This is a genomic window from Kineococcus lubricus (assembly GCF_050871965.1).
GTDB lineage: Bacteria > Actinomycetota > Actinomycetes > Actinomycetales > Kineococcaceae > Kineococcus.
Genome location: NZ_JBJLSK010000007.1, coordinates 14,859 through 41,391 on the forward strand (window position 1 = coordinate 14,859; position 26,533 = coordinate 41,391).

At 73.0% G+C, this 26,533-nt stretch carries 26 protein-coding genes; 4 read left to right on the top strand and 22 right to left on the bottom strand.

Going from position 1 to position 26,533, the window contains the following annotated elements; translation table 11 throughout:
* Window positions 1-88: 88 nt before the first annotated feature.
* The 13 genes from ACRYRX_RS06735 to pyrR all read right to left on the bottom strand — a co-directional run bounded on the left by ACRYRX_RS06735 (window position 89) and on the right by pyrR (window position 15,180).
* Complete coding sequence (locus tag ACRYRX_RS06735) at window positions 89-1,129, bottom strand: ABC transporter ATP-binding protein (protein WP_432511069.1); 1,041 nt, start codon at window positions 1,127-1,129, stop codon at window positions 89-91.
* On the bottom strand, window positions 1,126-2,121 hold the full coding sequence (locus tag ACRYRX_RS06740; protein WP_432511070.1) for an ABC transporter ATP-binding protein: 996 nt from the start codon (window positions 2,119-2,121) through the stop codon (window positions 1,126-1,128). Before ACRYRX_RS06740 ends, ACRYRX_RS06735 begins: the two co-directional genes overlap by 4 nt.
* Window positions 2,118-3,029 carry an ABC transporter permease gene (locus ACRYRX_RS06745; protein WP_432511071.1) on the bottom strand — a complete coding sequence of 304 codons (912 nt, stop codon included), beginning with the start codon at window positions 3,027-3,029 and terminating at the stop codon, window positions 2,118-2,120. The genes ACRYRX_RS06740 and ACRYRX_RS06745 overlap by 4 nt, the downstream gene beginning before the upstream one ends.
* Window positions 3,026-4,030: an ABC transporter permease gene (locus ACRYRX_RS06750; RefSeq protein WP_432511072.1), complete on the bottom strand. Its 1,005-nt coding sequence runs from the start codon at window positions 4,028-4,030 to the stop codon at window positions 3,026-3,028. Before ACRYRX_RS06750 ends, ACRYRX_RS06745 begins: the two co-directional genes overlap by 4 nt.
* A 28-nt stretch (window positions 4,031-4,058) precedes the next feature.
* Window positions 4,059-5,774: an ABC transporter substrate-binding protein gene (locus ACRYRX_RS06755; protein ID WP_432511073.1), complete on the bottom strand. Its 1,716-nt coding sequence runs from the start codon at window positions 5,772-5,774 to the stop codon at window positions 4,059-4,061.
* Between the two features lie 368 nt (window positions 5,775-6,142).
* A complete protein-coding gene (locus ACRYRX_RS06760) occupies window positions 6,143-6,463 on the bottom strand; it encodes a hypothetical protein (RefSeq protein WP_432511074.1) in 321 nt (106 codons plus the stop codon).
* Between the two features lie 38 nt (window positions 6,464-6,501).
* Window positions 6,502-7,356, bottom strand: coding sequence for an orotidine-5'-phosphate decarboxylase (pyrF, locus tag ACRYRX_RS06765; protein ID WP_432511075.1), 855 nt, complete (start codon window positions 7,354-7,356; stop codon window positions 6,502-6,504).
* Entirely contained in the window at window positions 7,353-10,658 is a 3,306-nt protein-coding gene (gene carB / locus ACRYRX_RS06770; protein WP_432511076.1) for a carbamoyl-phosphate synthase large subunit, read from the bottom strand. The genes pyrF and carB overlap by 4 nt, the downstream gene beginning before the upstream one ends.
* A complete protein-coding gene (carA, locus tag ACRYRX_RS06775) occupies window positions 10,658-11,863 on the bottom strand; it encodes a glutamine-hydrolyzing carbamoyl-phosphate synthase small subunit (RefSeq protein ID WP_432511077.1) in 1,206 nt (401 codons plus the stop codon). Before carA ends, carB begins: the two co-directional genes overlap by 1 nt.
* The gene (locus ACRYRX_RS06780; RefSeq protein WP_432511078.1) at window positions 11,860-12,378 is read right to left on the bottom strand and encodes a PH-like domain-containing protein; all 519 of its coding nucleotides are present in this window, start codon (window positions 12,376-12,378) and stop codon (window positions 11,860-11,862) included. The genes carA and ACRYRX_RS06780 overlap by 4 nt, the downstream gene beginning before the upstream one ends.
* Window positions 12,375-13,667 carry a dihydroorotase gene (locus tag ACRYRX_RS06785; protein ID WP_432511079.1) on the bottom strand — a complete coding sequence of 431 codons (1,293 nt, stop codon included), beginning with the start codon at window positions 13,665-13,667 and terminating at the stop codon, window positions 12,375-12,377. Before ACRYRX_RS06785 ends, ACRYRX_RS06780 begins: the two co-directional genes overlap by 4 nt.
* Window positions 13,664-14,623 carry an aspartate carbamoyltransferase catalytic subunit gene (locus ACRYRX_RS06790; RefSeq protein WP_432511080.1) on the bottom strand — a complete coding sequence of 320 codons (960 nt, stop codon included), beginning with the start codon at window positions 14,621-14,623 and terminating at the stop codon, window positions 13,664-13,666. Before ACRYRX_RS06790 ends, ACRYRX_RS06785 begins: the two co-directional genes overlap by 4 nt.
* Window positions 14,623-15,180: a bifunctional pyr operon transcriptional regulator/uracil phosphoribosyltransferase PyrR gene (gene pyrR, locus ACRYRX_RS06795; protein WP_432511081.1), complete on the bottom strand. Its 558-nt coding sequence runs from the start codon at window positions 15,178-15,180 to the stop codon at window positions 14,623-14,625. The genes ACRYRX_RS06790 and pyrR overlap by 1 nt, the downstream gene beginning before the upstream one ends.
* Before the next feature lie 280 nt (window positions 15,181-15,460).
* On the opposite strand from pyrR, the gene bldD reads away from it, so the two are divergent.
* On the top strand, window positions 15,461-15,955 hold the full coding sequence (gene bldD, locus ACRYRX_RS06800) for a transcriptional regulator BldD (protein WP_106206055.1): 495 nt from the start codon (window positions 15,461-15,463) through the stop codon (window positions 15,953-15,955).
* A 684-nt stretch (window positions 15,956-16,639) separates the two neighbouring features.
* Window positions 16,640-17,122 carry a hypothetical protein gene (locus ACRYRX_RS06805; protein ID WP_432511082.1) on the top strand — a complete coding sequence of 161 codons (483 nt, stop codon included), beginning with the start codon at window positions 16,640-16,642 and terminating at the stop codon, window positions 17,120-17,122.
* Between the two features lie 74 nt (window positions 17,123-17,196).
* Here the strand turns inward: ACRYRX_RS06805 and nusB are convergent, their stop codons facing one another.
* Both nusB and efp read right to left on the bottom strand, forming a co-directional pair.
* Window positions 17,197-17,607 carry a transcription antitermination factor NusB gene (nusB, locus tag ACRYRX_RS06810; protein WP_432511083.1) on the bottom strand — a complete coding sequence of 137 codons (411 nt, stop codon included), beginning with the start codon at window positions 17,605-17,607 and terminating at the stop codon, window positions 17,197-17,199.
* Window positions 17,607-18,170, bottom strand: coding sequence for an elongation factor P (efp, locus tag ACRYRX_RS06815; protein ID WP_432511084.1), 564 nt, complete (start codon window positions 18,168-18,170; stop codon window positions 17,607-17,609). Before efp ends, nusB begins: the two co-directional genes overlap by 1 nt.
* 287 nt (window positions 18,171-18,457) lie before the next feature.
* Between efp and ACRYRX_RS06820 the strand changes: the two genes are divergently transcribed.
* Together ACRYRX_RS06820 and ACRYRX_RS06825 are read left to right on the top strand one after the other, a co-directional pair.
* Window positions 18,458-18,826 carry a hypothetical protein gene (locus ACRYRX_RS06820; protein WP_432511085.1) on the top strand — a complete coding sequence of 123 codons (369 nt, stop codon included), beginning with the start codon at window positions 18,458-18,460 and terminating at the stop codon, window positions 18,824-18,826.
* A 97-nt stretch (window positions 18,827-18,923) separates the two neighbouring features.
* Window positions 18,924-19,634, top strand: a complete 711-nt coding sequence (locus tag ACRYRX_RS06825; RefSeq protein ID WP_432511086.1) for a hypothetical protein — start codon at window positions 18,924-18,926, stop codon at window positions 19,632-19,634.
* Between the two features lie 9 nt (window positions 19,635-19,643).
* Here ACRYRX_RS06825 and aroB read toward each other — a convergent pair whose 3' ends face one another.
* From aroB to pilM, 7 genes are all read right to left on the bottom strand, one after another.
* Complete coding sequence (gene aroB / locus ACRYRX_RS06830) at window positions 19,644-20,732, bottom strand: 3-dehydroquinate synthase (protein WP_432511087.1); 1,089 nt, start codon at window positions 20,730-20,732, stop codon at window positions 19,644-19,646.
* Window positions 20,729-21,343, bottom strand: a complete 615-nt coding sequence (locus ACRYRX_RS06835; RefSeq protein WP_432511088.1) for a shikimate kinase — start codon at window positions 21,341-21,343, stop codon at window positions 20,729-20,731. The genes aroB and ACRYRX_RS06835 overlap by 4 nt, the downstream gene beginning before the upstream one ends.
* Window positions 21,344-21,450: 107 nt before the next feature.
* Window positions 21,451-22,893, bottom strand: coding sequence for a cell wall-binding repeat-containing protein (locus tag ACRYRX_RS06840; RefSeq protein WP_432511089.1), 1,443 nt, complete (start codon window positions 22,891-22,893; stop codon window positions 21,451-21,453).
* 43 nt (window positions 22,894-22,936) lie between these two features.
* Complete coding sequence (locus ACRYRX_RS06845) at window positions 22,937-24,121, bottom strand: hypothetical protein (RefSeq protein WP_432511090.1); 1,185 nt, start codon at window positions 24,119-24,121, stop codon at window positions 22,937-22,939.
* Window positions 24,121-24,774: a type 4a pilus biogenesis protein PilO gene (gene pilO, locus ACRYRX_RS06850; protein WP_432511091.1), complete on the bottom strand. Its 654-nt coding sequence runs from the start codon at window positions 24,772-24,774 to the stop codon at window positions 24,121-24,123. The genes ACRYRX_RS06845 and pilO overlap by 1 nt, the downstream gene beginning before the upstream one ends.
* Before the next feature lie 25 nt (window positions 24,775-24,799).
* Window positions 24,800-25,450 carry a PilN domain-containing protein gene (locus ACRYRX_RS06855; RefSeq protein ID WP_432511092.1) on the bottom strand — a complete coding sequence of 217 codons (651 nt, stop codon included), beginning with the start codon at window positions 25,448-25,450 and terminating at the stop codon, window positions 24,800-24,802.
* A complete protein-coding gene (pilM, locus tag ACRYRX_RS06860) occupies window positions 25,447-26,493 on the bottom strand; it encodes a type IV pilus assembly protein PilM (RefSeq protein ID WP_432511093.1) in 1,047 nt (348 codons plus the stop codon). The genes ACRYRX_RS06855 and pilM overlap by 4 nt, the downstream gene beginning before the upstream one ends.
* Window positions 26,494-26,533: the final 40 nt, after the last annotated feature.

Consider the following 26,533-nt stretch of genomic DNA (forward strand, 5'->3'; position numbering starts at 1 on the left):
CGGGTCGTCGTGCTCGGGGGGCGGCGGGTCCCGGTGAACCTATCCACCCTGGTCAGGGGGCGGCAACGGCGGGGGTGGGCGCGGACGGTCAGGCCACCGCGCCGGAGGCCCCGCGCGGTGCGAGCGCCCCGCTCTCGACCTCCTCGGCCCAGTGGCAGGCCACCTGCTGGCCCGCCGGGTGCCCCGCCACGACCCGCAGCTGCGGGCGCTCGTCGTGGCAGCGCGTGGGCTGCACCCAGGGGCAGCGGGTGCGGAAGCGGCAGCCCGACGGCGGGTCGGCCGGGCTGGGCAGGTCCCCGGTGAGCAGGATGCGCTCGCGGGTGGCCTCGGCGACGGGGTCGGGCACCGGCGCCGCGGACAGCAGCGCCCGCGTGTAGGGGTGCAGCGGCCGGGCGTACACCGCGGCGCTGGGCCCCTGCTCGACCAGGCCCCCCAGGTACATGACCCCCACGGTCGTGGAGACGTGGCGGACGACGGCGAGGTCGTGCGCGATGACCAGGTAGGTCAGGCCCAGGTCGCGCTGCAGCTCCTCCAGCAGCACCAGGACCTGCGCCTGCACCGAGACGTCGAGCGCGGAGACGGGTTCGTCGGCCACCAGCAGGTCGGGGTCCAGCACGAGGGCGCGGGCGATCCCGACGCGCTGGCGCTGGCCGCCGGAGAACTCGTGGGGGTACTTGCGGCCCGCGCCCGCGGGCAGGCCCACCCGGTCCAGCAGCCCCCGCACCCGCGAGCGCCACGCGGTGGGCCCGCCGGGGACCGCGTGCACCGCGAGGGGCTCCACGAGCGCGCTCTCGACGCTCTGGCGCGGGTCGAGGCTGGCCAGCGGGTCCTGGAAGACCATCTGCATGCGCCGGCGCTCGCGCCGCAGCTCCTCCGGTCCCAGGGCCAGGACGTCGCGGCCGTCCAGGTGCACCTGGCCGCCGGTGGGTTCGGACAGCCGCAGCACGGCCCGGCCCAGGGTCGACTTGCCGCACCCGGACTCCCCCACGAGCCCGAAGGTGGTGCCCCGCTCGACGTCGAAGGAGACGCCGTCGACGGCCTTGACGGTCCCGACGGTGCGCTGCAGCAGGCCCGAGCGGATCGGGTAGTGGACCTGCAGGTCGCGCACGGACAGCAGGGCCTCGGTCACCGGGGGACCTCCAGGTCGGCGGGGTCGGCGGGGTCGGCGGGGTGGACGCAGCGGACGGGGTGCGCGCCGGCCCCGAGGGCGATCTCCCCCGAGCGGCAGGCGGCGTCGGCGAACGCGCAGCGGGGGGCGAACGCGCAGCCCTGCGCCCACGGCAGCAGGTCCCGGACGGATCCGGGGACCGGTCGCAGCGCAGTGCCCTCCGGTGCGTCGACGCGCGGGACGGCGGCGAGCAGGCCCGTGGTGTAGCGGTGGCGGGGGGCGGCGAACAGCTCCCCCCGCGAGGCCTGCTCCACGACGCGGCCGGCGTACAGGACGTTGACGCGGTCGCAGGTCCCGGCGACCACGCCGAGGTCGTGGGTGATGAGCACCATCGCCGTCCCCGACTCCCGGACCAGGCCGGTGAGCAGGTCCAGGACCTGCGCCTGGATGGTCACGTCCAGGGCGGTGGTCGGCTCGTCGGCGATGATCAGGCGCGGCGAGCAGGCCAGGGCGATGGCGATGAGGACGCGCTGGCGCATCCCGCCGGAGAGCTGGTGGGGGTACTCCCCGACCCGGCGGCGCGGGTCGGGGATGCCGACGCGGCCCAGCAGCTCGACGGCCTCGCGAGCGGCCGCGGCGCGGCTGAGGTCGGTGTGGGCGCGCAGTACCTCGGTGAGCTGCCGGCCCAGGGTCAGGACGGGGTTCAGCGACGTCATGGGGTCCTGGAAGACCATCGCGAGGTCCTTGCCCCGCCGGGCCGCCATCCGCTGCGGGGAGGCGGTGAGCAGCTCGTCGCCGTCGAAGCGCACCGACCCGCTGACGCGGGTGCCGCGCGCGGGCAGCAGCCCCATGACGGCCAGCGAGGTGACGGACTTGCCGCAGCCGGACTCCCCCACCAGGCCCACGACCTCACCGGCGGCGACGTCGAACGACACCCCGTCGACGGCCGTGGTGGGCGGGGACCCCTTGCGGGTGAAGGTGACGCGCAGGTCCTCGACCTGCAGCAGGCTCACCGTCCGCTCCGGGGGTCCAGGGCCTCGCGCAGCGCCTCGCCGAGCAGGGTGAACCCCAGCGCGGTGACGGCGATGGCCAGGCCGGGGTAGATCGCCAGCATCGGCGCCTGGTCCAGCCGCGCCTGCGCGGTGACGAGCATGCGACCCCACTCCGCGACGGCGGGGTTGGGGTCGCCCAGCCCCAGGAAGCTGAGCGCGGCGACCTCGATGACGGCCGTGGCCAGCGTCAGCGTCGCTTGCACCAGGACCGGCCCCAGGGAGTTCGGCAGCATGTGCCCCACGACGATCCGGCGCCGTCGCAGGCCCAGCGAGCGCAGCGCCACGACGTAGTCCTGCCCGCGCTGGGCCAGCAGCGAGGCCCGCAGCAGCCGGGCGAAGATCGGGACCTGGGCGGCGGAGATGGCGAGCATCACCGACAGGGAGCTGCGGCCCAGCAGCGCCGCGACGGACACCGCCAGCAGCAGCGCGGGGATGGACAGCAGGACGTCGACGACGCGCATGAGGACCGTGTCGACCTTGCCGCCCAGCCCCCCGGCCAGGATGCCCAGGACGGAGCCGGCGGCCAGGCCCACGGCGGTCGAGACGACGCCGATGACCAGGGATGAGCGCGCCCCGTACAACAGCTGGGTCAGCAGGTCGGACCCGAAGGAGTCCAGCCCCAGGGGGTGCCCGGCGCTGGGGCCGGGCACGGTCGTCGGGGTCACCTGCGCGAACCACTCCGCGCTGGCGGGCCGGTGCGGCGCCAGCAGCGGCGCGGCGGCCGCGACGACGACGAACGCCAGCACGATCACGGCGCCGACGATCCCGGCGGGGTTGCGGCGCAACCGCCGCCAGGCCGCGTGCCAGGGGCCGACGCCGTCGGCCCCGGTCGCCTCGGCGACCGTCGGTTCCACCACGGGGGCGCTCACGAGACCCTCACCCTCGGATCGATGAACCCGTAGCTGACGTCCACCGCGAGGTTCACCAGCGCGTACACGACGGCGATGAACAGGATGAAGCCCTGCAGCACGGGGTAGTCCAGTTGCGTGACGGCGTCGAACAGGTAGCTGCCGATGCCGTTGATGGAGAACACCGTCTCGGTGAGCACCGCCCCCGACAGCAGCGCGCCGGCCTGCAGGCCCAGGGTCGTGGAGACCGGGAGCAGGGCGTTGCGCAGGACGTGGCGGCGGCTGACGACGCCGCGCGAGAGCCCCTTGGCCTGCGCGGTGCGGACGTGGTCGTCGCCCAGGACGTCCAGGACCGAGGCGCGGGTGATGCGGACGATGATGGCCAGCGGGATCGACCCCAGGGCCAGCGCGGGCAGGACCAGGTGGACCAGGGCGTCCCAGCTGGCGTCCCACTCCCGGGTCAGCAGCCCGTCGAGGACGTAGAAGTTCGTGACGTGCGTCGCGTCGATCCGCGCGTCCTGGCGCCCCGAGGTGGGGAACCAGCCCAGCTGGATGGCCAGCAGGTACTTCAGCACGACCGCGAGGAAGAACACGGGCACGACGACGCCGAGCAGCGAGCCGCCGACGACGAGGTGGTCGAGCCACCCGCCGCGGCGGCGGGCCGCGAGGTACCCCAGCGGGATCCCCACGACGACGGCCAGGACCAGGGCGGCTACGGCCAGCTCGACGGTCGCCGGGAACCGTTCGGTGAACGTCTGCACGACGGGTTCGCCGGTGTTGATGGACGCCCCGAGGTCGCCGTGCAGGAGCCGGCCCACGTACGTCGCGTACTGCTGCCACACGGGCTGGTCGAACCCGTACCGCTCGGTGACCGCCGCGATGCCCGCCGGGGTGGCCTTCTCCCCCAGCAGCGCCCGCGCCGGGTCGCCGGGCAGCGCACGCACCCAGGCGAACAGCAGCACCGACAACCCGAACAGGACGATCACGAGCAGGCCGAGGCGGCGCACGACGAGCGTCAGCACGCCGCCTCCCCGCTGCGCGCGAGGACCATCAGGCGTCGGCGACCGTGACGGTGTTCCACACCTCGTCCTGCACGGGGCTGGCGACGTACCCCTCGACGCCGGGCGCGAACGCCAGCGACGGGACGGGGCTGGCGATCGGGATCCCCGGCAGCAGCGTCATGATCTGCTCGTTGATGTCCTGGTAGGCGCTCTCCTGCTCGGCCTCGGTGGTCACGGTGCGGGCCGAGGCCAGCGCCTCGAACAACCCGGCGTCGGAGAAACCCCACTCGTTGGTGGCGGCCCCGAAGAACACGCCGATGAAGTTGTCCGGGTCGTTGTAGTCGCCGGTCCAGCCCAGCAGGTGGATCCCGTGGTTCGTCCCGCCCTGCACGGTCCCCAGGTAGTTCGGGGTCCACTGCTCGGCGACGGGCGTGGTGGTGATGCCCGCCGCGGTCAGCTGCTGGTTGATGGCCGAGTAGATCGTCTCGGGGTTGGGCATGTAGGGCCGCGAGACGCCCGTGGGGTAGTTGAAGGGGATCGTCAGGTTCGCCTGCCCGGCCTCGGCGAGCAGCTGCTTGGCCTTGGCCACGTCGTACTCGTAGGTGGTGACGCCCTCGTTCCAGCCGATGACGTTGTCCGGCGTGAACTGCGTCGCCGCCTTCGTCCCCTCCGGCAGGGCGTTCTTGATGACGGCGTCCTTGTCGATGGCGTGCGCGATGGCCTGCCGGACCTTCAGGTCCCCCAGCGGCGGGTACGCCTGGTTGATGCCGAGGTAGAGGATGTTGAACGCGGGCCGGTTCTGCACCTGGAAGTCCGCCGACTCCAGCGTCTGCACGTCGGCCGGGGCGACGAGGTCGTACCCGTCGATGTCGCCGTTCTGCAGCGCCTGCCGGCGGGCGGTGCCGTCGCCGATGACGCGGACGACGGCGGTGGCGACCTTGGCCTTCTCGCCCCAGTAGTCGTCGTTGCGCTTGAGGGTGACCTGCTGACCGCGTTCCCAGCTGGCGAAGGTGAACGGGCCGGTGCCGACCGGGCCCGACGTCGCGTACTCGCTCTGGCGCGGGTCGGCGCCGTCGACGCCGTTGCCGCCGGCGGCCTCCACGGCCCCGGTCTCCTGCATCGAGAACGCGGGCAGCGTCAGGGAGGCGAGGAACCCCGCGAAGGGGGCGGTGAGGTTGACGGTGACGGTGCCGTCGGGGTTGGCCGTCGACCCCGCGTACAGGGACGTCCCCAGGGCGGGGTCGTCGTTGGTCTTGAACCCGCGGAAGATCGAGCGGTAGTAGTACGCCAGGTCCTCGCCCTGGGCCAGGCCCCGCAGGTTGTACCAGCGCTCGAAGTTCGCGACGACGGCCGCGGCGTCGATCGGTTTCCCGTTGGAGAACGTCACGCCCTCCTGGAGCGTGAACGTGTAGCTGAGGCCGTCCTCGGACGTCTCCCACTTCGTGGCCAGCGACGGCGCGAGCTCGGTGGTGCCGGGTTTCGTGGAGACGAGCCCCTCGAAGATCTGCCGGGTGACGCGGAACGTCTCGCCGTCGGAGGCGAACACCGGGTCCAGGGAGTCGGGGTCGGCCGAGCCGCCGAAGACGAACGTGTCCCGCCCGCTGCCGGAGCTCTCCCCGCCGCCCTCGGGGTCGCGTTCGCTCTGCGCGCAGGCGGACAGCGTCGCCAGGCCCGCGCTCGCGACGGCGGCGACCGTGAAGGCCCGGCGGGTGGGGTGGGCGGGGTCGCGGGGCGGGTGGTTCTCGGTGGGCGACTGCACTGACATCGACGTCCTCGTTCCGGCGGTGGTCCTGACGGGTCCTGCTCGGCGGTGCGGAGGCTGACGCTAGGGGATCACCCGTGTCCACTCAACCCACCGCGCCTTCGACACGCCGTGGTCGTCCGAGCCCCTCGGGAGTGAGGACTGCCTACCCGGAACCCCGGCGAGTGGGCAATCCGCCCGGTCGACCGGGTTCCCCCGACAGGACTCCCCCGATCACCGGCTCCAGCAACCCACGTCCGGAGCCGGTCCGCACGTCGGGGTCACCGCGAGGCGGGGCAGTTCCCGACGCTCACCGTCCTCCTCGACGGCGCGTCGCCGCGGGCCCGCCCCGCGCCGGCGTCCGGTTCACCGCGGGGCGGGACGCGCGCCGGTCAGTGCGGCGGCCACAGGACCCGGCCCGCCGAGACGTCGGACGCCATGCGTTCGAGCCACTCCCGCGCCTCGAGGGCGGCCAGGAGCTGGTCGGCCACCCCGGGCCCTTCGCCGGGGTCGACCGTCTCGGCCGGGGCCAGCCCCGGGACGCCGGCCACGGCCGCGTGCAGGACGGCGCCGGGGTCCAGCCGCAACCCGCGCAGGAAACCCGCCACCTGCCGCCGGGCCTCCAGCTCGCCGTGACCGACCTCGACGGCCGTCACGACGAGCGCCGCGATGCCGCTGCCGAGTTCGGCGCTCAACTGCTGCCTGCTCGTCACCGCACCACTGTCCCAGGTGCTCCCGGCCCCGGCGCGTCCTAGCCGGCCAGGGCCGCCCGGACGGCGTCCGCCGAGCGGCGGGCGGCGTCGCGCAGCGCCACCGGGTCCGGCCCGGCGGCGAGGATCTCGCGGGAACTGGCCGCCAGGACCAGCCGGCGCGCGGTCCCGAACACCCGCTGCAGGTCCGCGGCCGTAGCGCCCTGCGCCCCGACCCCGGGGGCCAGCAGCGGGCCGTTGACGGCGTCGAGGTCGATGCCGAGGTCGGTCACGGCGGTGCCGACGGTGGCCCCGACGACGAGGCCGACGTCGCCGAGCGGGGCCGCGCCGGCGTTGCGCTGCGCGGCGGCCTCGGCGACCGCGCGGGCCACCGGCCGGCCGTCGGCGCCGACGGCGTGCTGCACCGAGGCGCCCTCGGGGTTCGACGTCAGCGCCAGGACGAACACGCCCCGCCCGTGCCGGGCGGCCAGGTCCAGCACGGGCTGCAGGGACCCGAACCCCAGGTACGGCGAGACCGTCACCGCGTCCCCGGCCAGCGGGGAGTCCCCGACGAAGGCGTCGGCGTACCCGGCCATGGTCGAGCCGATGTCGCCGCGCTTGGCGTCGACGATCGTGAGCAGCCCGGCCTCGCGGGCGTCGGCGACGACCCGTTCGAGCGCGGCGACCCCGCGCGAGCCGTGCCGCTCGAAGAACGCGGCCTGCGGTTTGACGCAGGCCACGTGCCCGGCCAGGGCCTGCACGACGGTGCGCCCGAAGCGCTCGACGCCGGCGGCGTCGTCGTCCAGGCCCCACGCCGCCAGCAGCGGGGTGTGCGGGTCGATGCCCGCGCACAGCGGGCCGTGGGCGGCCGTGGCCGCTGCCAGCCGCTGCCCGAAGGGCACCGTCGCGACCGTCATGCCCGGAAACCGTCCCAGGCCGCCTCGAGGCGGGCCGTGTGCTCCTGCAGCGGGGCGACGTTCAGGCCCTGCCCGTTGCGGTAGGCCTCGATGGCCTGGACCGCCGCGGCCAGCTCCTGGATCGTCGTGATGATGGGCGAGCCCACCGACGTCGCCGCGGCGCGGATCTCGTAGCCGTCGGCGCGGGCCTGGTTGCCCGAGGGGGTGTTGACCACCATCGCCACCTCCCCGGCGGCGATGCGGCCGACGATCGTCAGCTCGCCGTCCTCGCTGGTGCCCTCGGAGTGCTTGCGCACGACCGTGGAGGCGATCCCGTTGCGGCGCAGCACCTGCGCGGTGCCCTCGGTGGCCAGCAGGGTGAACCCGAGGTCGGCCAGGCGCTTGATCGGGAAGATCATCGCCCGCTTGTCGCGGTCGGCGACGGAGATGAACGCCGTGCCCGTCGTGGGCAGGCCCCCGTAGGCGGCGGTCTGCGACTTGCCGAACGCCGTCGGGAAGTCGACGTCGATGCCCATGACCTCACCGGTCGAGCGCATCTCCGGCCCCAGCAGGGAGTCCACGACCACGCCCTCGGCGGTGCGGAACCGCGCGAAGGGCAGCACCGCCTCCTTGACCGAGACGGGCGCGTCGGCCGGCAGCGCCCCGCCGTCGCCGCGCGCGGGCAGCAGGCCCTCGGCGCGCAGGTCGCGGATGGAGGTGCCGGCCATGAGCCGCGCCGCGGCCTTGGCCAGCGGCACCCCGGTCGCCTTGGAGACGAACGGGACGGTCCGCGAGGCCCGCGGGTTGGCCTCCAGCACGTAGAGGATGTCGGCGGCCAGGGCGAACTGGACGTTCAGCAGTCCGCGCACCCCGACCCCGCGGGCGATGGCCTCGGTGGCCTCGCGCACGCGCTGGAGCTCGGAGGCGCCCAGGGTGGGCGGCGGGATGACGCAGGCCGAGTCGCCGGAGTGGATCCCGGCCTCCTCGATGTGCTCCATGATCCCGCCGAGGTACATCTCCTCGCCGTCGAACAGCGCGTCGACGTCGATCTCGAGGCCGTTGTCGAGGAACTTGTCGACGAGCACGGGACGCTCGGCCGAGACCTCGGTCGCGGTCGCCATGTACTGCTCGAGGGTGGCCTCGTCGTAGACGATCTGCATGCCGCGCCCGCCCAGGACGTAGCTGGGGCGGACCAGGACCGGGTAGCCGATCTCGGAGGCGATCGCGCGGGCCCGCTCGAAGCTGGAGGCCGTCCCGTGCTTGGGGGCGACCAGCCCGGCGCGCTCGAGCACCTGCCCGAAGGCGCCGCGCTCCTCGGCGAGGTCGATGGCCTGCGGCGAGGTCCCGATGATCGGGACGCCCGCCTGCTCCAGCGCAGCCGCCAGGCCCAGCGGCGTCTGCCCGCCGAGCTGGACGATGACCCCGGCCACCGGGCCGCAGCGGGTCTCGGCGTGCACGACCTCCAGGACGTCCTCGAGGGTCAGCGGCTCGAAGTAGAGCCGGTCGGAGGTGTCGTAGTCGGTGGAGACCGTCTCGGGGTTGCAGTTGACCATGACGGTCTCGAACCCGGCCTCGGCCAGCGCGAAGCTGGCGTGCACGCAGGAGTAGTCGAACTCGACGCCCTGGCCGATGCGGTTGGGGCCGGACCCCAGGATGATGATCGCCGGCTTCTCCCGCCCGCGCGTCTCGTCCTCGGAGTCGTAGGAGGAGTAGTGGTACGGCGTGCTGGCGGCGAACTCCGCCGCGCAGGTGTCGACCGTCTTGTAGACCGGGCGGACGCCGAGGGCGTGCCGGACGCCGCGGACCACGGCCTCGGGCAGGTGCCGCAGCTCCCCGATCTGGGCGTCGGAGAACCCGTGCCGCTTGGCGTGCCGCAGCAGCTCGGGGGTCAGGTCGTCGCTCTCGCGCACCTCGACCGCGATCTCGTCGATGAGGAACAGCTGGTCGAGGAACCACGGGTCGATCTTCGTGCTCTCGAACAGCTCGGCCGGGGTCGCACCGGCGCGGATGGCCTGCATGACCAGGCCGATGCGCTCGTCGGTCGGCTGCTGGGCGCGGCGCAGCAGGTCCTGGCGGTCCCCCACCGGTCCGGCCCAGCTGAACTGCGCGCCGCGCTTCTCGGTGCTGCGCAGCGCCTTCTGCAGGGCCTCGGTGAAGTTGCGGCCCAGCGCCATCGCCTCGCCGACGCTCTTCATCGTCGTGGTGAGGGTGGGGTCGGCGGCCGGGAACTTCTCGAACGCGAACCGCGGCACCTTGACCACGACGTAGTCGAGGGTGGGCTCGAAGCTGGCCGGGGTGACCTCGGTGATGTCGTTGCGGATCTCGTCCAGGGTGTACCCGACGGCCAGGCGCGCGGCGATCTTGGCGATGGGGAAACCGGTCGCCTTCGAGGCCAGCGCCGAGGACCGCGACACGCGCGGGTTCATCTCGATGACGATGATGCGGCCGTCGGCCGGGTTCACCGCGAACTGGATGTTGCAGCCGCCGGTGTCGACGCCGACCTCGCGGATGACGGCGATGCCGATGTCGCGCATCCGCTGGTACTCGCGGTCGGTGAGCGTCATCGCCGGGGCGACGGTGATCGAGTCGCCGGTGTGGACGCCCATCGGGTCGAAGTTCTCGATCGAGCAGACGACCACGACGTTGTCGGCGCGGTCGCGCATGAGCTCGAGCTCGTACTCCTTCCAGCCGAGGATGGACTCCTCCAGGAGCACCTCGGTGACCGGGGAGTGGTGCAGCCCCTGGCCGGCGATGCGGCGCAGGTCGGCCTCGTCGTAGGCGAACCCGGACCCGAGCCCGCCCATGGTGAAGCTGGGGCGCACGACGACGGGGTAGCCCAGGTCGCCGGCGGCGGCGAGCACCTCGTCCATCGAGTGGCACAGGTGCGACTTGGCCGACTCCGCCCCGCAGCGCTCCACGACGCCCTTGAACAGCAGGCGGTCCTCGCCGAGCTTGATGGCGTCGACGTCGGCGCCGATGAGCTCGGTGCCGTACCGGGCCAGCGCACCGCTCTCGTAGAGGGCGATCGCGGTGTTCAGCGCGGTCTGCCCGCCCAAGGTCGCCAGGACCGCGTCGGGGCGCTCCTTGGCGATGATGGCCTCGACCGTGGCGGGGGTGATCGGCTCGACGTAGGTGGCGTCGGCCATCTCCGGGTCGGTCATGATCGTCGCGGGGTTGGAGTTCACCAGGACCACGCGCAGGCCCTCGGCCTTCAGCACGCGGCAGGCCTGGGTGCCGGAGTAGTCGAACTCGGCGGCCTGGCCGATGACGATCGGGCCGGAGCCGATGACGAGGACCGACTTCAGGTCGGAGCGGCGGGGCATCAGGCGTCCTTCTCAGCGGTCGGCTCGGTCGTGTCGGTCTGGCCCCGGTCGTCGACGAGCTGCGCGGCGGGCGTGCCGCCCATGAGGTCGACGAACCGGTCGAACAGGTAGGCGGCGTCGTGCGGGCCGGCCGCCGCCTCGGGGTGGTACTGGACGGAGAACGCCGGCGTGTCCAGGCAGCGCAGGCCCTCCACGACGCCGTCGTTGAGGCCCACGTGGCTGACCTCGGCCCGGCCGTAGGGGGTGTCGCGGACCTCCCCGGCGGTGCCGTCGACGGCGAAGCCGTGGTTGTGCGCGGTGACCTCGACCTTGCGGGTGGCCAGGTCCATGACGGGCTGGTTGATGCCGCGGTGGCCGTACTTCAGCTTGTACGTGCCGTACCCCAGGGCGCGGCCGAGCAGCTGGTTGCCGTAGCAGATGCCGAAGAACGGGATCCTGCGCTCCAGGACGCCCTGCAGGACCTCGATCTCGTGGGTCGCGGCGGCCGGGTCGCCGGGGCCGTTGGAGAAGAACACCCCGTCGGGGGCGCTCCCGTCCGGCCCGGAGGTGAGGACCTCCTCCAGCGTCACGGTGGAGGGCACCACGGTGACCTCGATGCCCCGCTCGGCCAGGCGCTGCGGCGTCATGGACTTGATGCCGAGGTCGACGGCGGTGACGGAGAAGCGGCGCTCCCCCACGGCCGGGACGACGTAGTTCGCGTCGGTGCTGACGAGCGAGGCGAGGTCGGTGCCGACCATGTCCGGGGCGTCGCGGACGACGGCCAGCAGCTCCTCGGCGGACCGGGCGGCGGCCTCGCCGGAGAAGACCCCGACCTTCATGGCGCCGCGCTCGCGCAGGTGGCGGGTCAGGGCGCGGGTGTCGACACCGCTGATCCCGACGACGCCCTGGGCGTCGAGCTCGTCGGCCAGGGTGCGCCGCGAGCGCCAGTTCGAGGGGATGCGCGCGGGGTCGCGCACGACGTACCCGGCGACCCAGATCCGGCCCGACTCGTCGTCCTCGTCGTTCCACCCGGTGTTGCCCACGTGCGGGGCGGTCATGACCACGACCTGGCGGTGGTAGCTGGGGTCGGTGAGGGTCTCCTGGTACCCGGTCATCCCGGTGGAGAACACGGCCTCGCCGACCGTCTGCCCGACGTGGCCGTAGGCCTGGCCGGGGAACGTGCGGCCGTCCTCGAGGACGAGCACTGCGGGAACGCGCGCGCTCACTGGGCACCTCCGGTGTTCTTGTTCTGGTTGTTCCGCACGAGTTCCTCCACCTGCTCCGCGAACCTCGCCCCCTGCTCGGGGTGGCGCGGTTTGACTCCCGTGTCGACGATGCGCTCGCCGAGCTTCCACCGCAGGACCAGCAGGCCCTTCTCCTTGCCCATCCACTTGCCGACCATGCCCGGCCCGTGGCCGACGCCGACGATGTCGGCGGTCGGGATGACGAACGACCGGGCCCCCTCGCGCAGCAGCCCGACGCCCTCGTCGAGGAAACCCAGCGAGACGGCGCTGCGGGTCCCCAGACCGTGGGCGGCGATGCGGTCGAGGGCGTTCTCGGCGTCCGTCGTGGAGACGTACGTGCCCTCGACGGTGTCCCGCAGGCGCTTCCAGTCCCTGGACCCGACGGGCCGGGGGAACTCCTGCTTCTGCCGCAGCGCCCGGCCGCGGTAGCCCATGAACATCATCCGCCAGACCAGCAGCAGCGCGAGGACCAGCAGGACGACGGCGACCCACCTCATGCGCCCACCAGTTCCGAGTCGAGCACGGTGGGGCGGCCGCGCAGGAACGTCGCGACGACCTTCCCGGGCAGTTCCGTGCCGCGGAACGGGGAGTTGCGCCCGGCCGTGGCCATGGCCGCGGGGTCGACCGTCCAGCGGGCGGTGGGGTCGACGAGCACGAGGTTGGCCGCGGACCCCACGGCCAGCGGCTCGCCGTGCCCGGCGAGGCGGCCGATGCGGGCGGGGGCGTGGGACATCCGGTCGGCCAGGGTGTCCCAGCCGATGAGGCCGGTGTCGACCATGGTGTGCTGCACGACGCTCAGCGCGGTCTCCAGCCCGGTCATGCCCATCGCCGCGGCGGACCACTCGCAGTCCTTGGCCTCGACCGGGTGCGGGGCGTGGTCGGTGGCGACGACGTCGATGGTGCCGTCGGCCAGGCCCTCGCGGACGGCCTCGACGTCGGCCTGCGTGCGCAGCGGCGGGTTGACCTTGTAGACCGGGTCGTAGCCGCGGACGAGCTCGTCGGTCAGCAGCAGGTGGTGCGGGGTGACCTCGGCGGTGACCTGGACGCCGCGGGCCTTGGCCCAGCGGACGATCTCGACCGAGCCGCGGGTGGACAGGTGGCACACGTGCAGCCGGGAGCCGACGTGGTCGGCCAGCAGCACGTCGCGGGCGATGATCGCCTCCTCGGCCACGCTGGGCCAGCCGCGCAGGCCGAGGACGGCGCTGACGGTGCCCTCGTTCATCTGCGCGCCTTCGGTCAGGCGCGGTTCCTGGGCGTGCTGGGCGATGACCCCGTCGAAGGCCTTGACGTACTCCAGCGCCCGGCGCATCAGGACGGCGTCCCAGACGCAGTGCCCGTCGTCGGAGAAGACGCGCACGCCGGCCCGGGAGTCGGCCATCGCGCCGAGCTCGGCGAGCTGCTGCCCGGCCAGGCCCACGGTGACGGCGCCGACGGGCCGGACGTCGGCCCAGCCGGCCTCCTCGCCCAGGCGCTGGACCTGCTCGACGACGCCGGCGGTGTCGGCGACGGGGAAGGTGTTGGCCATGGCGAACACGGCGGTGTAGCCGCCGCGGGCGGCCGCGCGGGTGCCGGACTCGACGGTCTCGGCGTCCTCGCGACCCGGTTCGCGCAGGTGGGTGTGCAGGTCGACCAGGCCGGGCAGGGCGTGCAGGCCGCGCCCGTCGTGGACGGTGGCGCCCTCGGCGCTCAGCCCGGGGCCGATCCCGGCGATGAGGCCGTCGCGCAGCAGCAGGTCGGTCACCTCACCGCCGAGCGGCCTGACGTTCTGGATCAGGGTGGTGTTCACGCGTCCCCTCCCGGGAGCTCGCCGGCCAGCAACAGGTAGAGGACCGCCATCCGCACCGCGACGCCGTTGCCGACCTGCTCGACGATGGTCGAGCGGGCCGAGTCGGCGGCGTCGGCGGAGATTTCCAGGCCGCGGTTCATCGGGCCGGGGTGCATGACGATCGCGTGGTCGGGCAGGAGCCCGAGCCGCTCGCGGCCCAGGCCGTACCGGCGGCTGTACTCGCGCGCGGAGGGGAAGAAGGAGCCCTTGGAGGCGTCCATCCGCTCGGCCTGCACCCGCAGCATCATGACCGCGTCCGGCCCGACCGTCGCGAGCGTGGCGTCGAGGTCGTGGGAGGAGGCGCACGGCCAGTCCCCGACCCCGACGGGCAGCAGCGTCGGCGGGGCGACGAGGGTGACGTCCGCGCCGAGGGTGTGCAGCAGCAGGACGTTCGAGCGGGCGACCCGCGAGTGCAGGACGTCGCCGACGATGACGACCTTCGTCCCGCGCAGGTCCCCCGTGCCGCCGGCGAGGTGGCGGCGCATCGTGTAGGCGTCCAGCAGGGCCTGGGTGGGGTGCTCGTGGGTGCCGTCGCCGGCGTTGACGACCGCTCCCCGCGTCCAGCCGGCGTGCGCGAGCCGGTGCGGGGCCCCGGAGGAGCCGTGCCGGACGACCACGGCGTCGGCGCCCATGGCCTCCAGGGTCAGCGCGGTGTCCTTCAGGCTCTCGCCCTTGGAGACGCTGGACCCCTTGGCGGAGAAGTTGATGACGTCGGCCGACAGGCGCTTGGCGGCGGCCTCGAAGGACGTGCGGGTGCGGGTGGAGTCCTCGAAGAAGAGGTTGACGACCGTGCGCCCGCGCAGGGTGGGCAGCTTCTTGATCTCCCGGCGCTGGGTGGCGGCCATCTCCTCGGCGACGTCGAGGACGCGCACGGCGCCGTCGCGGTCGAGGTCGGCGGCCGAGAGCAGGTGGCGCATCAGTTCGCCCCTCCGGTGATGAGGACGGCGTCGCGGCCGTCCAGCTCCTCGAGCAGGACGCTGACGCGCTCGGCGCTGGAGGTGGGCAGGTTCTTGCCGACGTGGTCGGCCCGGATGGGCAGCTCGCGGTGGCCGCGGTCGACGAGGACAGCCAGCCGGACCGCGCGGGGGCGGCCGAGGTCGCTCAGGGCGTCGAGCGCGGCGCGGATGGTGCGGCCGGAGTACAGGACGTCGTCGACCAGGACCACGACCTTGTCGTCGATCCCGCCGGCCGGCAGCGTCGTGGGCAGCAGCTCGCGGGTGGGGTGCCGGCGCAGGTCGTCGCGGTACATCGTGACGTCGAGCGACCCGGTGGGCACGGTCGTGCCCTCGACCTCGGCGAGCCGGGCGGCCAGGCGCTGGGCCAGCGGGACCCCGCGGGTCGGGACGCCCAGCAGGACGAGGTCCTGCGGGCCCTTGTTGGACTCCAGCAGCTCGTGCGCGATGCGCGTCACGGCGCGGGCGATGTCGGCGCCCTCGAGGAGCACCCTCGCGGACTGGTCCGGGGCAGCGTTCACTGCGGACCTCCTTCCCCGCCTCACGGGACGGATCCTTAAAGGACGTCTTCACCAGCTCCCCGCAGGACGTGCCCGCGGGTCGGTGGCCACCGGCGACCCTACAGGAGCACGCTGGGCCAGCCGCCCCGGGTCGCACGGTGTCCGTGGCGCTGTCGTTGTGAGATCAAACGCTCACACGGAGTAACGGTCATCGTGCCGAGAGAGTGGTGATTCCCGAGAACCGGGTGTGAAACGGCAGGTCAGCTTGACGAAGGCGTTCACGCTCCGTGACGATTCTCGTATGGCATCGGACTACTCCCGCGCACTCGGATCGCGCCTTCGCGCTATCCGTACCCAACAGGGGCTGTCCCTGCACGGCGTCGAAGAGAAGTCCGAGGGACGGTGGAAGGCCGTCGTCGTCGGGTCCTACGAACGCGGCGACCGTGCGGTGACCGTCCAGCGACTGGCTGAACTCGCGGACTTCTACGGGGTCCCCGTCTCCGCCCTGCTCCCCGAAGGCGCCCCGCAGGGCAGCTCCGAGCCGCCGCCGCGGCTCGTGCTCGACCTCGAGCGCCTCCAGGAGGTCCCCGCCGAGAAGGCCGGCCCCCTCGACCGCTACGCCAAGACCATCCAGTCCCAGCGCGGCGACTACAACGGCCGGGTCCTGTCGATCCGCGCCGACGACCTGCGCACCCTCGCCGTCATCTACGACGTCCCCGCGACGACGCTGTGCGACGAGTTCATCGCCTGGGGCGTGCTGAACGCCGACGCCCGCCGCGCCGTCGAGCACGGCTGACCCTCCGTTCACCACGGCCCGGTCCCCTCGTGGGGCCGGGCCGTTCTGCTTCCCGGCGGCGGCTCGGGGTTCGGATCGTTGGACCCTCACTACCGATGATCGGGAGCGGAGGGCCAACGATCCCAACCCCGCCGTGTCCTCGTGGTCCCCACAAACGCCCGGGCGTCCACAACCGGGTTACCGGCGGTCCGTCCCCGCGGTGGAGCGGCGGCACGCTCCCCGTGTGCCTCGACGCAGGACCTTCGACTCAGCCGACGTGGACGCGGTCCTGCGCGGGAACGACGGCATCGCCGCTCACGCGGACCTGATCGGGGTGGGGATGCCGGTGTCCACCATCGCCCGCTGGGCGAACACCGGCCCGTGGCAGCGCGTGCTGCCCGGAGTCATCGCCGGTCACCGCGGCCCCCTGAGCCTGCACCAGCGACGACTGGCCGCGCTGGCCTACGCCGGGGAGGGTGCGGTCATCTCCGGCGAACACGCCTTGGACCTGCACGGCATCACCGGTGACCGCGTCACGATCGTCGACCAGGTCCTCGTGCTGATCCCCTGGACGCGACGACGGCTGTCGTCGGGCTTCGTCACCGTCGAGCGGACCGAGCGGAACCCCGGGTCGCACGTCGACGGGGCCTGCCCGTCGTCGATCCCGCCCGCGCTGCCGCGGACGCCTCCCGGCACGGCGCGGACGTGGACCGGGTCCGGGAGCTGTTCGGGGCGACGCTGCAGCAGAGGCGCTGCACGCTGGGCGAGCTGCACGAGGAGGTCTTCGACGGGCCGACCCAACGCTCGGCGTCGGCCCGCAAGATCCTCACGGAGGTGTCGGCCGGCACGCGCAGTGCAGCGGAAGGGAAGATCTTCCGGCGGGTGTCGGCATCGACCCTGCCGCAGCCGGTGTGGAACGAACCCGTCGTCGTCGAGGGGACGGTCATCGGGTACGCGGACGCCTACTGGCCCTGCCTGGGTGTCGTGCTGGAGATCGACAGCGTCCGCTGGCACTCCTCACCGACGGACCTGCGGCGCACCCAGGCGAAGCAGCGTCGCTACACCGAGGCGGGGATCCTGCTGGTTTCGATCTCGCCGCGGGACTTCCTGGACGATCCCGAGGAGTCGTTGCGGCAGCTCGCCGCCACGCTGGCGACGGCGGCCCGGATGCGCGGCGTGCTCACGTGAAGGGATCGTTGGCCCCACGCTCCCGATCATCGGGAGTGCGGGGCCAACGATCCGAACCCACCACCACGGAGCGGTCAGGCGGAGAGGGTCTCCTTGAGCTCCGCGATCCGCGCGAGGAGCCCGTTGACGAACTTGGGCGACTCGTCGGTGGACAGCTCCTGGGCGATCTCCACGGCCTCGCTGACGGCCACGTGGTCGGGCACGTCCGCGGCGTGCAGGACCTCCCACACGCCGATGCGCAGGATCGCGCGGTCGACGGCCGGCATTCGGTCCACGGTCCAGCCCATCGAGTACGTCGAGAGCACCTCGTCGATGCGCTCCAGGTGCGCGACGACGCCCTCGACGAGGGTGACGGCGTACTCACCCACGGGCGGGTCGGCGCGCTGGATCTTGTCCCGCAGGACGTCGAGCGGGGCGAGCCCGCGCTGGTCGGCCTCGAAGAGGACCTCCAGCGCGCGCTTGCGCGCCTTGCGGCGAGCGGCCATCAGTCGTTGACGCGACCGAGGTAGTCGCCCGTGCGGGTGTCCACCTTGACCTTCGTGCCGGCCTCCAGGAAGAGCGGGACCTGGATCTCGTAGCCCGTCTCGACCGTCGCCGGCTTGGTGCCGCCGGTGGAGCGGTCGCCCTGCAGACCCGGCTCGGTGTAGGTGATCTCCAGCACGACCGACGTCGGCAGCTCCACGTACAGCGGCGTGCCCTCGTGGGTGGCGACGATGGCCTCGGTGCTCTCGAGCATGTAGTTGGCCGCGTCACCGACGGTCGCCGCGCTGATGTGGATCTGGTCGTAGGTGGCGGAGTCCATGAAGACGAAGTCCTCGCCGTCCTTGTACAGGAACTGCATGTCGCGCTTGTCGACCGTCGCGGTGTCGACCTTGCTGCCGGCGTTGAACGTCCGGTCGACGACCTTGCCGGACAGGACGTTCTTCAGCTTCGTCCGGACGAAGGCACCGCCCTTGCCGGGCTTCACGTGCTGGAACTCGACCACCGACCAGAGGTTGCCGTCGAGGTTCAGCACGGTGCCGTTCTTCAGGTCGTTCGTCGATGCCACGTCGTCTCTCAGTCCGTCTCGGTGCGTCAGTCACCCGCCGACCGGGACCGGACGCGGGTTGGGCGCCCTCATCTTACCGGCGCGGCGGCGGCGCGGCCGTGCGCAGGTGCGGCGCGCGGGTGAGCGGGTGTCCACCGTCCGCCCGCGACGGCGTGCGGCGTTGCGCCGGACGGTGGAGGTCCGCGCGCACACGGGTGGCCCGGCGCCGGGACGCTCAGCGGCGGCGGCCCGCGGTCCGATCCCCTCCTGGACAGCAGCAGGCCCACCGGACGGGAAGGAGGTCGCCGATGGTGGAGCACCGTCCCCGCCAAGCGCTGCGCCGTCGCCCCGGGCGCCTCGTGGCCCTCGGTGCGGGCGTCGCGGCGGCCCTGGCGCTCCTCGGCGTCCCCGCTGCACTGCAGGCGCGCGCCGCCCACGCCGACGACCGGCTGCAGGAGCAACTGGGGCGCGTCGCCGCCGCCCAGGCCGCCTTCGCCGACGCCCACGGGTCCTTCTCCACCTCGCTGGACGAGCTCGGGGTCACCGGGGCGCGCGCGGAGCTGGCGATCGTCAGCGCCGGGCCCGACGCCTACTGCGTCGGCGCCTACGACGGGGCGACCCGGACGGCGCTGTTCTACTCCCCGGCCGGCGGGTTCAGCGCCGAGGCCTGCTCGTGAGCACCGGTCCCGGGCACCCGGGGGTCCGACCGGGTGAGGTGGCTGGATCACGGGCGCCGGGGCGCCGATGCCTCGTAGGACCACTCAGGAGGACAGCGTGACCGACGACACGGCGCAGCGCCGACCGCAGACCGCCCGCACGTTCGGGGGCGGGTACCTCGAGTCCGCGGTCCCCCGCGGCCGGCACCGGGTCGAGGACCCCGGACCCGAGCCCGCCGAGTACCCCCTGCCGGCAGCACCGACGCCCGTGCTCGCACCCGACCTCGAGTCCGCCCCGGAGCCGCCGCCCGCGCCGCGGCCGGCCCCCGAGGTCCCCGCCGCTGCCCCGCCGCCCCGCCCGCGCGCGGCCGCGCCGGCTCCGGAGGGCTTCTACGGGCCCTCCGGCGCGCGCCCGGTCTTCAACCCCGGCAACACCAGCCCGTTCCACGTCCCGCGGACCGAGGCCGTCCCGCGGCGCGCGGGCCGCAACCCGGTCAAGACGCTCCTGACGTGGGCGACGGTGCTCGTGGTCGGCGCCATCGGCGTGAAGTACGGGTACCCGGTGGCCCAGGACCTCCTGCACGCCAAAGAGATCGAGGCGGTGACCCAGGACCTGCGGAACGTCGCAGCGGGCCAGGAGTCCTACCGCAAGCTCAACGGCGTCTACGGCACCGACTTCGCGGCGCTGAGCATGCCCGCGACCGTGAACGCCGTCACCGTGGTCTCAGCCACGGCGACCACCTACTGCCTCAAGGGGACCGCCGTCACGGGCGGGGTCGTGCTCTACCTGTCGACCGGCCGCGAGGTGAGCGACCGGCCCTGCGGATGAGCGCGCACGTCAGTCCCGGCTGATCTCCGCGTAGGCAGCCTGCAGCATCGCCGGGTCCGGGCCCTCCAGCCGGGACGGGCGGCCGATGCCGTCGAGGACCACGAACCGCAGCAGCGCGCCGCGCGACTTCTTGTCCCGCTTCATCGCGTCGAGCAGCTGCGGCCAGCGGTCCCCGCGGTAGGTCGTCGGCAGCCCCAGGGACTCCAGCACGGTGCGGTGCCGGTCGGCGTCGGCGTCGGAGAGCCGGCCGGCCATCCGCGCGAGCTCGGCGACGTACACGAGGCCGACGCTGACGGCCGCGCCGTGGCGCCACTGGTACTTCTCGACGAGCTCCACGGCGTGGGCGAAGGTGTGCCCGTAGTTCAGGATCTCCCGCAGGTCGGACTCCTTGAGGTCCTCCCCCACGACGCGCGCCTTGACCCGCACGGCGCGCTCGACGAGCTCGGCCAGCACCGGCGAGTGCGGGTCGGTCGCCGCGTCGACGTCGGCCTCGACGAGCTCGAGGATGCAGGGGTCGGCGATGAACCCGCACTTCACGACCTCGGCCAGACCCGCCCGCAGGTCGTGCGGCGGGAGGGTGTCGAGGGCGTCCAGGTCGCACAGGACCCCCGCCGGCGGGTGGAAGGACCCCACGAGGTTCTTGCCCTCGGCGGTGTTGATGCCCGTCTTGCCCCCGACCGCGGCGTCGACCATCGCCAGCAGCGTCGTCGGGACGTGGACGACGCGGACCCCCCGCAACCAGGTCGCGGCGACGAAACCCGCCAGGTCGGTCACCGCTCCCCCGCCGACCCCGACGACGGCGTCGGAGCGGGTGAAGTCGGACTGCCCCAGCACCGTCCAGCAGAACGCCGCGACCTCCGCGGACTTGGCCTCCTCGCCGTCGGGGACCTCGGCGAGGATCGCCTGCAGCCCCTGCGCGACGAGGTCGTCGCGCACGGCTTCACCGGTGGAGCGCAGCGCCCGCGGGTGCACCACCAGCACCTTGGCGACCTTCGGGCCCAGCAGGTCGCGCAGCTCCCCCAGCAGGCCGCGGCCGATGAGGACGTCGTAGGGCGCGTCGCCCTCGACGGTGATGCGAACGGTCTCTGTGGTGCTCATCGGTCCTCCGCGGAGTCGTCCAGCGCACCGGCCGGTGCGTCGTCGGAGGCGGGGACTCCCGCCTCGGGCCGGCCCGGGTCGCGCCGCAGCAGCGACCGGGCCCCGTCTGTGCGTTCCCCGTCCGGCAGGGCGGCGAGCCCCGCGAGGACCTCGCCGGCGATGGCCGCGGCCTCGCGGCCGTCGGTGCCCACCTCGACGTCCGCGATCGCGGCGAAGACGGCCCGGCGCGCGGCGTGCAGCTCCGCCAGGTCCGGGCGCTGCAACATCGGGCGGTTCCCGTCCCCGGCCGTCCGGAGGCGGGCCTGGGCGAGGGAGACGTCGAGGTGGACGACCGTGTGCGCGCGCAGGACCTCCCGCGTCGCCGCCCGGCCGCACGCCCCTCCACCGAGGGAGACCACGGCCTCGTCGCCGCGCAGGACGTCGGCGACGGCGGCCTGCTCGGCGTCGCGGAAACCCTGCTCGCCGTCCTCGGTGAAGATCTGCGGGATCGAGCGCCCGTCGCGTTCCTCGATCACGTGGTCGGTGTCGACGAAGGACAGGCCGAGGCGCTCGGCGAGGAGACGGCCCACGGTCGTCTTGCCGGCACCCATGAAGCCGACGAGGACGATCACGGACGGACTCCTGCGGACGGGACGGCGGGCGGGTCCCCCGATCCTAGGCCCGGGAACGCGCCAGGCCCGCACCCCGGGTCGGGGTGCGGGCCTGGCGGTCGGGCGAGTCAGCTGACGGCGGCGTCCCCGAAGTAGACGTAGTTCGCCTGCGCCGACGCCGGGCTGAGGGAGGCGTTCGGCGTCGTCGTGACGATCTTGAGCCGGTCCACTCCGCGGACGTCCACGTCGAGGGCCACGGGGGCCCCGTTCTTCACGGTCGCGGTCGCCAGCAGCCGCTCGTCCCCGAACACCTGGACGGTGGAGGTGATGCCGCTGGTGTTGCCGTCCGCCACCCCGGCCACCGCGGTGAAGCGCGAGTACTTCACGCCCAGCGTCCACGTCCCGTAGTCGGAGTTGCGGGGGTCGGCGTCGAACGCGGTGGACCGGGGGTAGAAGCGGTCCGCCATCTCGGCGTGGTCCACCCGGTACCGGCCACTGCCCTCGACGTAGGCGAGCTCGTCGAGGTACGTCTTGGGCGCGGTCCCCGCCGGCTGGCAGTTGGTGCGCTTGGCGGCGGCCTCGCTGATGCGCTGCAGCCCGCCGAAGGAAGCCAGCCGGGCGCTCTCGCCGAAGGAGGCCTGGAGGCGCTCGATCTCCAGGTTCGTCCCCTCGGTCAGGCACGCCGCGGCCGTGAGCAGCAGCGGGCCACCGTAGCGGCCGGCGCGGGCACCGGCGGCGAGCGCGTCGGCGAACGTCTCCCCCGAAGCCAGGGTCACGTTTCGCGCCCCGGTGAAGAACTTGGCGCTCACCGCGTCGGCGGTCTGGTAGCGGTTCGCACCGGACACCCGCTCGACGGACCCGGTGGTGTAGGCCTTCAGCTGCTGCAGGACGGCGTCGGAGACGCGGTCGGTGCCGCCCACGACGGTGATGGCCGCGGGCTTCAGGCGCTGAAGCTCGGCGCCGACCGCGGCCGGGACCTCGTCGCGGGAGACCAGCAGCAGCGGGGAGTTCGCGTGCGCCGCGGCCGCGCTCCCGGCCAGGGCGTCCGGGTAGTCCCAGCCCGTGGCGACGACGACGTTGCTCACCGGCAGCGTCACCGTGTCCACCGTCAGCGGGTAGTTCACCCGCGAGAGGGCGGCGGCGGTCTCGAACCGGTCGTTACCGGCGACCCGGGAGAGTTGGGCGCGGGTGTTCTGCTGCAACCACGTCATGACGTCCGCCCCGATGGAACCCTCCCCACCGACCACGACGATCTTCTTCGCGTAGACGAGGCGGGCACGCACCGAGTCGGGGATCGAGTTCTTCTGGACCAGGTAGACGTTGCCGTCCTGGGCCCCGGCCACCGCGCCGGCCGTCAGGCCGTCAGGGTAGTTCTCACCGGTCACCAGGTACGCGGTCTGCACCGGGTCGTCGTCGGCGAAGGCCGAGGTCATGTAGCGGTCGACGCCGTACGTGGGCGTGAAGCGGACGGGGGAAGCGGCGGCGGCACCCGCGACCGTCCCACCGACCAGGCCGGCGAGGACGATCGCGGCAGCAGCGCGCCTGCCTGCGGTACGAGGCTTGCAGATCATGAGGGGCTCCGAGGTGGAGGAAGAGCGGGACAAGGTAGGCGTCTCAGAAGGTGATGCCGGCACGCTCGCCGCCGCCGAGGACGGTAAAGTAGGTCGCGCCGCCGCCGCTGAAGACGGCGACGTCCGTCCTGCCGATCGACTCCAGGCCGATCCCGGTGAAGACGAGCGAGGTACCGGGGACGGTCTCGCCCTTCGCGACCCAGGCGCCCGCCCCGTTGTCGACCTGTACGAGGTGCTTCTCCCCCCGCTGACCGATCCACCGGATCGTGCCGGTGACCTTGCCCATGACGGCGTCGGGCAGCTCGGTGCCCGCGGGCACCAGCCATCCGTAACTCTCCTCGTTGGTGGCAGCGAGCGCTGCCTGGCTGCTGGGGACGAAGACCGCTTGCCACACGTAGTCGTCGACCACCGTGCAGTCCTTCGTCGCTCGGGAGATCTTGGCCGCCTCCTCCGTGGTGGCCGCCGCCTTGATCCGCGCCTGGCAAGCCGTGATCTCATCGGCCGTCATGGCCCGTTCCGTCGTGGTGCCCCAGGGACGGTAGACGGTGGAGGTGGAGGGGATGAGCGAGCCGGCGGTCAGCGACCCCGAGACGGGGTTGAGACCGTCGGCGTCCAGCACGAACTTACCGGTGCCGTCAGTGCTCTTGACGGGGATCTCCTTGAAGACGACGCTCCCCGGCTGCCACGGCGCGGCGGTAGAACGGCTGACCGTCGGCGTGGGGCTCGTCGTGGCGGACACCGTCGGCGCGGTGGTCGGCGCCTTCGTCGTCGCCGGCACCTTCGCTCCCGCCGCAGTGGACGCCGGGGAGCTCGTCGACTTCACGCCTGTCGCCACCTTCCCAGCTGAGACCGGGGCGACCGTGGTCGTCGAACCGCCTGCGCCCGCCGTCGTCCCTCCGACGGCCTCGACACCAGCAGTGGTCGGCGTGGCCAGAGGCACGAACACGTCACGGCCGCTGAGGACGAACGTCCCGGTCGACGGCGTCGACGAGGACGAGGTGGCCGTCGAGGTGGACACGGCGCCGGGCAGGCCGGCCGCCAGTGCGCTGTCGACGCCTGGGGCGCTGCTCAACCAGACGAAAGCGAGCGCGCCCCCACCGAGCACGACGACACCCGCAGCGCCGGTCAGCAGAGTGCGCAGGGCCTTTCCGTCGCGCACCCGGGACGACATCGCCTCGGAGGCGACCTCCGGGGACAGCGCGTCGCCAGCAGGGCTCTGTTCGCTCATCAGCTCACCGTCTCGGTGGAGGGCGTCGCGTCAGCGGTCGCCGGGGCGGTCGTCGAGGTACCGGCAGTGGTCGTCGAGGCGTCGCTCAGGACGAAGACGACTCCGGTGATGGTGCCGTTCACCGCCCCGGCGTCCTGGGTGTCACCGGTCTGCAGGGAGACGTTGCTCACCAGGTAGAAGCGGCCCATGTCCGCCTGCACGTTCTTGAGGAACAGCTCGGTCTGGGTGAAACTGCCGGTGGTGCTCAGCGTGAGGGGGATCTGGACGACCGCGGTCGTCGTGGAGGGGGCAGCACCGTTCGCGGTGAAGGCTGTCGGGGAGCCGGGTGCGACGCTGGTCAGCGTGACCCCGGCGGTCGTGGCGTAGCCCTCCAGCGTGCGCAGCAGGGCGGGCACCTCGGCGTTCGCGGGGAGCGTGGAGGTGATGGACGCCAGCTCCAGCTTCTTCTCCCCGAGGGACGCGTACTGGCTCTTCAGCTGCGCGGTCTGCTGCTCGATGACGGCGTTGCTCTGCCGCACCGAGAGAGTCTGCTCGGCGACGTCCGCCGCTTGCGCCCGCGCCGGGGCGACGAGGAGGAAGTACGTGGCCACCAGCACCAGCAGCGCGAGCACGCCGGTGCCGGCGATCCACACCGTGTCCTTGGACCGTGTCATGTCGTGGCTCCTGAGTCCTGAGGCGTCACTGCTGGTGGGACAGCGCGTCGGCCGTCACGGTGGCTGATGTGGTGAAAGTCACGAGCCCCGTCTGCGGGTCGTAGGAGGAGTTGCTCAAGCGCGGGTCGACCAGCCCGGCCGTGCGCGTGAGACTCTCCATCCAGGTGGCGACCTGCGCCTGGGAGGTGGTCTGGCCGCTGACACTCAGAGTTCCGATGCCCGGCACCGCCAGGGGGTCACCTTCTGCACCCGACGCCTGAGCGGCGTCGGCCAGGGCGAAGGAAACCGTGGTCAGGGCGGTGTCAGCCGGAGCCCCGGCGGCGATGCCATCGACGAAGCGGTACCAGGCGACGTCGTTCGCGGTGACGGAGTCCTGCACCTGCTGCACCTGACGCAACTGCGCGTAGACCTGGGGGACCTCGGCGTACGGCCGCTGAGCCGCCTGCAGCGCCGGGGTGCGGGCCTGCTCCGCAGCCAAGGCGGACTCCGCGTCGGCGACGTGCCCGGCGGAGATGGCGTAGGCCGCTCCGGCGGCGACGGCCACCACGGCCAGCGAACCGGCGAGGCCAGCGCGCAACCGCTTGGAGCGCCGCGCCTGTGCGATCTCCGGCGGGAGCAGGTCGACACGCACGACGCGCTGACGGGTGGCCACCGCCTCCAGCGTCTGGAAACTCATGAGATCACTCCGAGTGCGAGGCCGACGGGAACCGCGGCGAGGGGCTGGATGCTCTCCAACTGCTGGTCGTCGAGGCCGGTGCGGCCCACGTGCAGACCGTCGGTGGGGCGACCCGCCACCACGATGCGGCGGGTGACGTGCTCGAGTCGCTCGACCAACCCGTGCAGCTGCGAACCGCCGCCGGTGACCACGATGCGTTCGACGGGGAAGCGCGGGTTGGCCACGCCGTAGTAGTCGAGGGAACTGCGGATTTCGTCGACGAAGACCTCCTGCATGAGCTCGATGGCGCTGCCGGCGAGCTGCTGCTCACGCTCGTCGAGCTCTGCCGCGAAACCTCGCTTGAGGCCCTCCGCGTGGTTGGTGGGGACACCGATGCGCTCGGCGACCGCATCGGTCACGTCCTGACCGCCCATGAGGAGGACTCGCACGAAGCGCGGGTGCCCGTCGGAGTGGATGACGAGGTTGGTGACCCGGGCACCGACGTCGATGAGGACCTCGGTAGCCACCTCGGTGTTCGGCTTACCGACGCTGCGCAGCACGGCGAACGAGTTGAGGTCCACCGAGGTGACGCGCAGGCCGGCCGCCTCGACGGCCTGGACGTTGCTCATGACCATCTCGCGCGAAGCTGCCACGAGCAGTCCGCGCAGACCGCGCTGACCCTCCTCGTACAGCTCTTCCGTGACGTGGAAGTCCAGGACGGCTTCTTCGACGGGCATGGGCAGGAAGTCCTGCACCTGGAGGGGCAGGGACTCCTTCAGCTCCGAAGCCGGCATCCAGGGCAGGTCGACCTGACGGACGATGACCTTCTGGTTGGCGACGCCGAGCGCCACCCGCTTGCCGGTGAAACCGCTGCCCTTCCAGAGGGCCTTCAGGGCGTCGGCGACGATGGCGCGGTCGACGACCTCTCCGTCACGCACAGCTCCTTCCGGCAGGGCGACCTGCCCGAACTTGTCGAGCGTGATGCCACCGCGGCCGTAGGACAGTTCGGCGGCGCGCACGCCCGACGTCCCGATGTCGAGACCAATGGCGGTCCGTCCGGGCACGTCGCCTCCTTCGTTTCTCGAGCCCGCGGATTCGCAGGCG

Bases quoted from the DNA above. Each gene is read 5' to 3' on its own strand.
- ACRYRX_RS06755 (WP_432511073.1), bottom strand. From the start codon at position 5,774: ATGTCAGTGCAGTCGCCCACCGAGAACCACCCGCCCCGCGACCCCGCC.
- pyrF (WP_432511075.1), bottom strand. From the start codon at position 7,356: ATGACGGTCGCGACGGTGCCCTTCGGGCAGCGGCTGGCAGCGGCCACG.
- carB (WP_432511076.1), bottom strand. From the start codon at position 10,658: ATGCCCCGCCGCTCCGACCTGAAGTCGGTCCTCGTCATCGGCTCCGGC.
- ACRYRX_RS06780 (WP_432511078.1), bottom strand. From the start codon at position 12,378: ATGAGGTGGGTCGCCGTCGTCCTGCTGGTCCTCGCGCTGCTGCTGGTC.
- ACRYRX_RS06790 (WP_432511080.1), bottom strand. From the start codon at position 14,623: ATGCGCCACCTGCTCTCGGCCGCCGACCTCGACCGCGACGGCGCCGTG.
- bldD (WP_106206055.1), top strand. From the start codon at position 15,461: ATGGCATCGGACTACTCCCGCGCACTCGGATCGCGCCTTCGCGCTATC.
- nusB (WP_432511083.1), bottom strand. From the start codon at position 17,607: ATGGCCGCTCGCCGCAAGGCGCGCAAGCGCGCGCTGGAGGTCCTCTTC.
- ACRYRX_RS06820 (WP_432511085.1), top strand. From the start codon at position 18,458: ATGGTGGAGCACCGTCCCCGCCAAGCGCTGCGCCGTCGCCCCGGGCGC.
- aroB (WP_432511087.1), bottom strand. From the start codon at position 20,732: ATGAGCACCACAGAGACCGTTCGCATCACCGTCGAGGGCGACGCGCCC.
- ACRYRX_RS06840 (WP_432511089.1), bottom strand. From the start codon at position 22,893: ATGATCTGCAAGCCTCGTACCGCAGGCAGGCGCGCTGCTGCCGCGATC.
- ACRYRX_RS06845 (WP_432511090.1), bottom strand. From the start codon at position 24,121: ATGAGCGAACAGAGCCCTGCTGGCGACGCGCTGTCCCCGGAGGTCGCC.
- pilO (WP_432511091.1), bottom strand. From the start codon at position 24,774: ATGACACGGTCCAAGGACACGGTGTGGATCGCCGGCACCGGCGTGCTC.
- ACRYRX_RS06855 (WP_432511092.1), bottom strand. From the start codon at position 25,450: ATGAGTTTCCAGACGCTGGAGGCGGTGGCCACCCGTCAGCGCGTCGTG.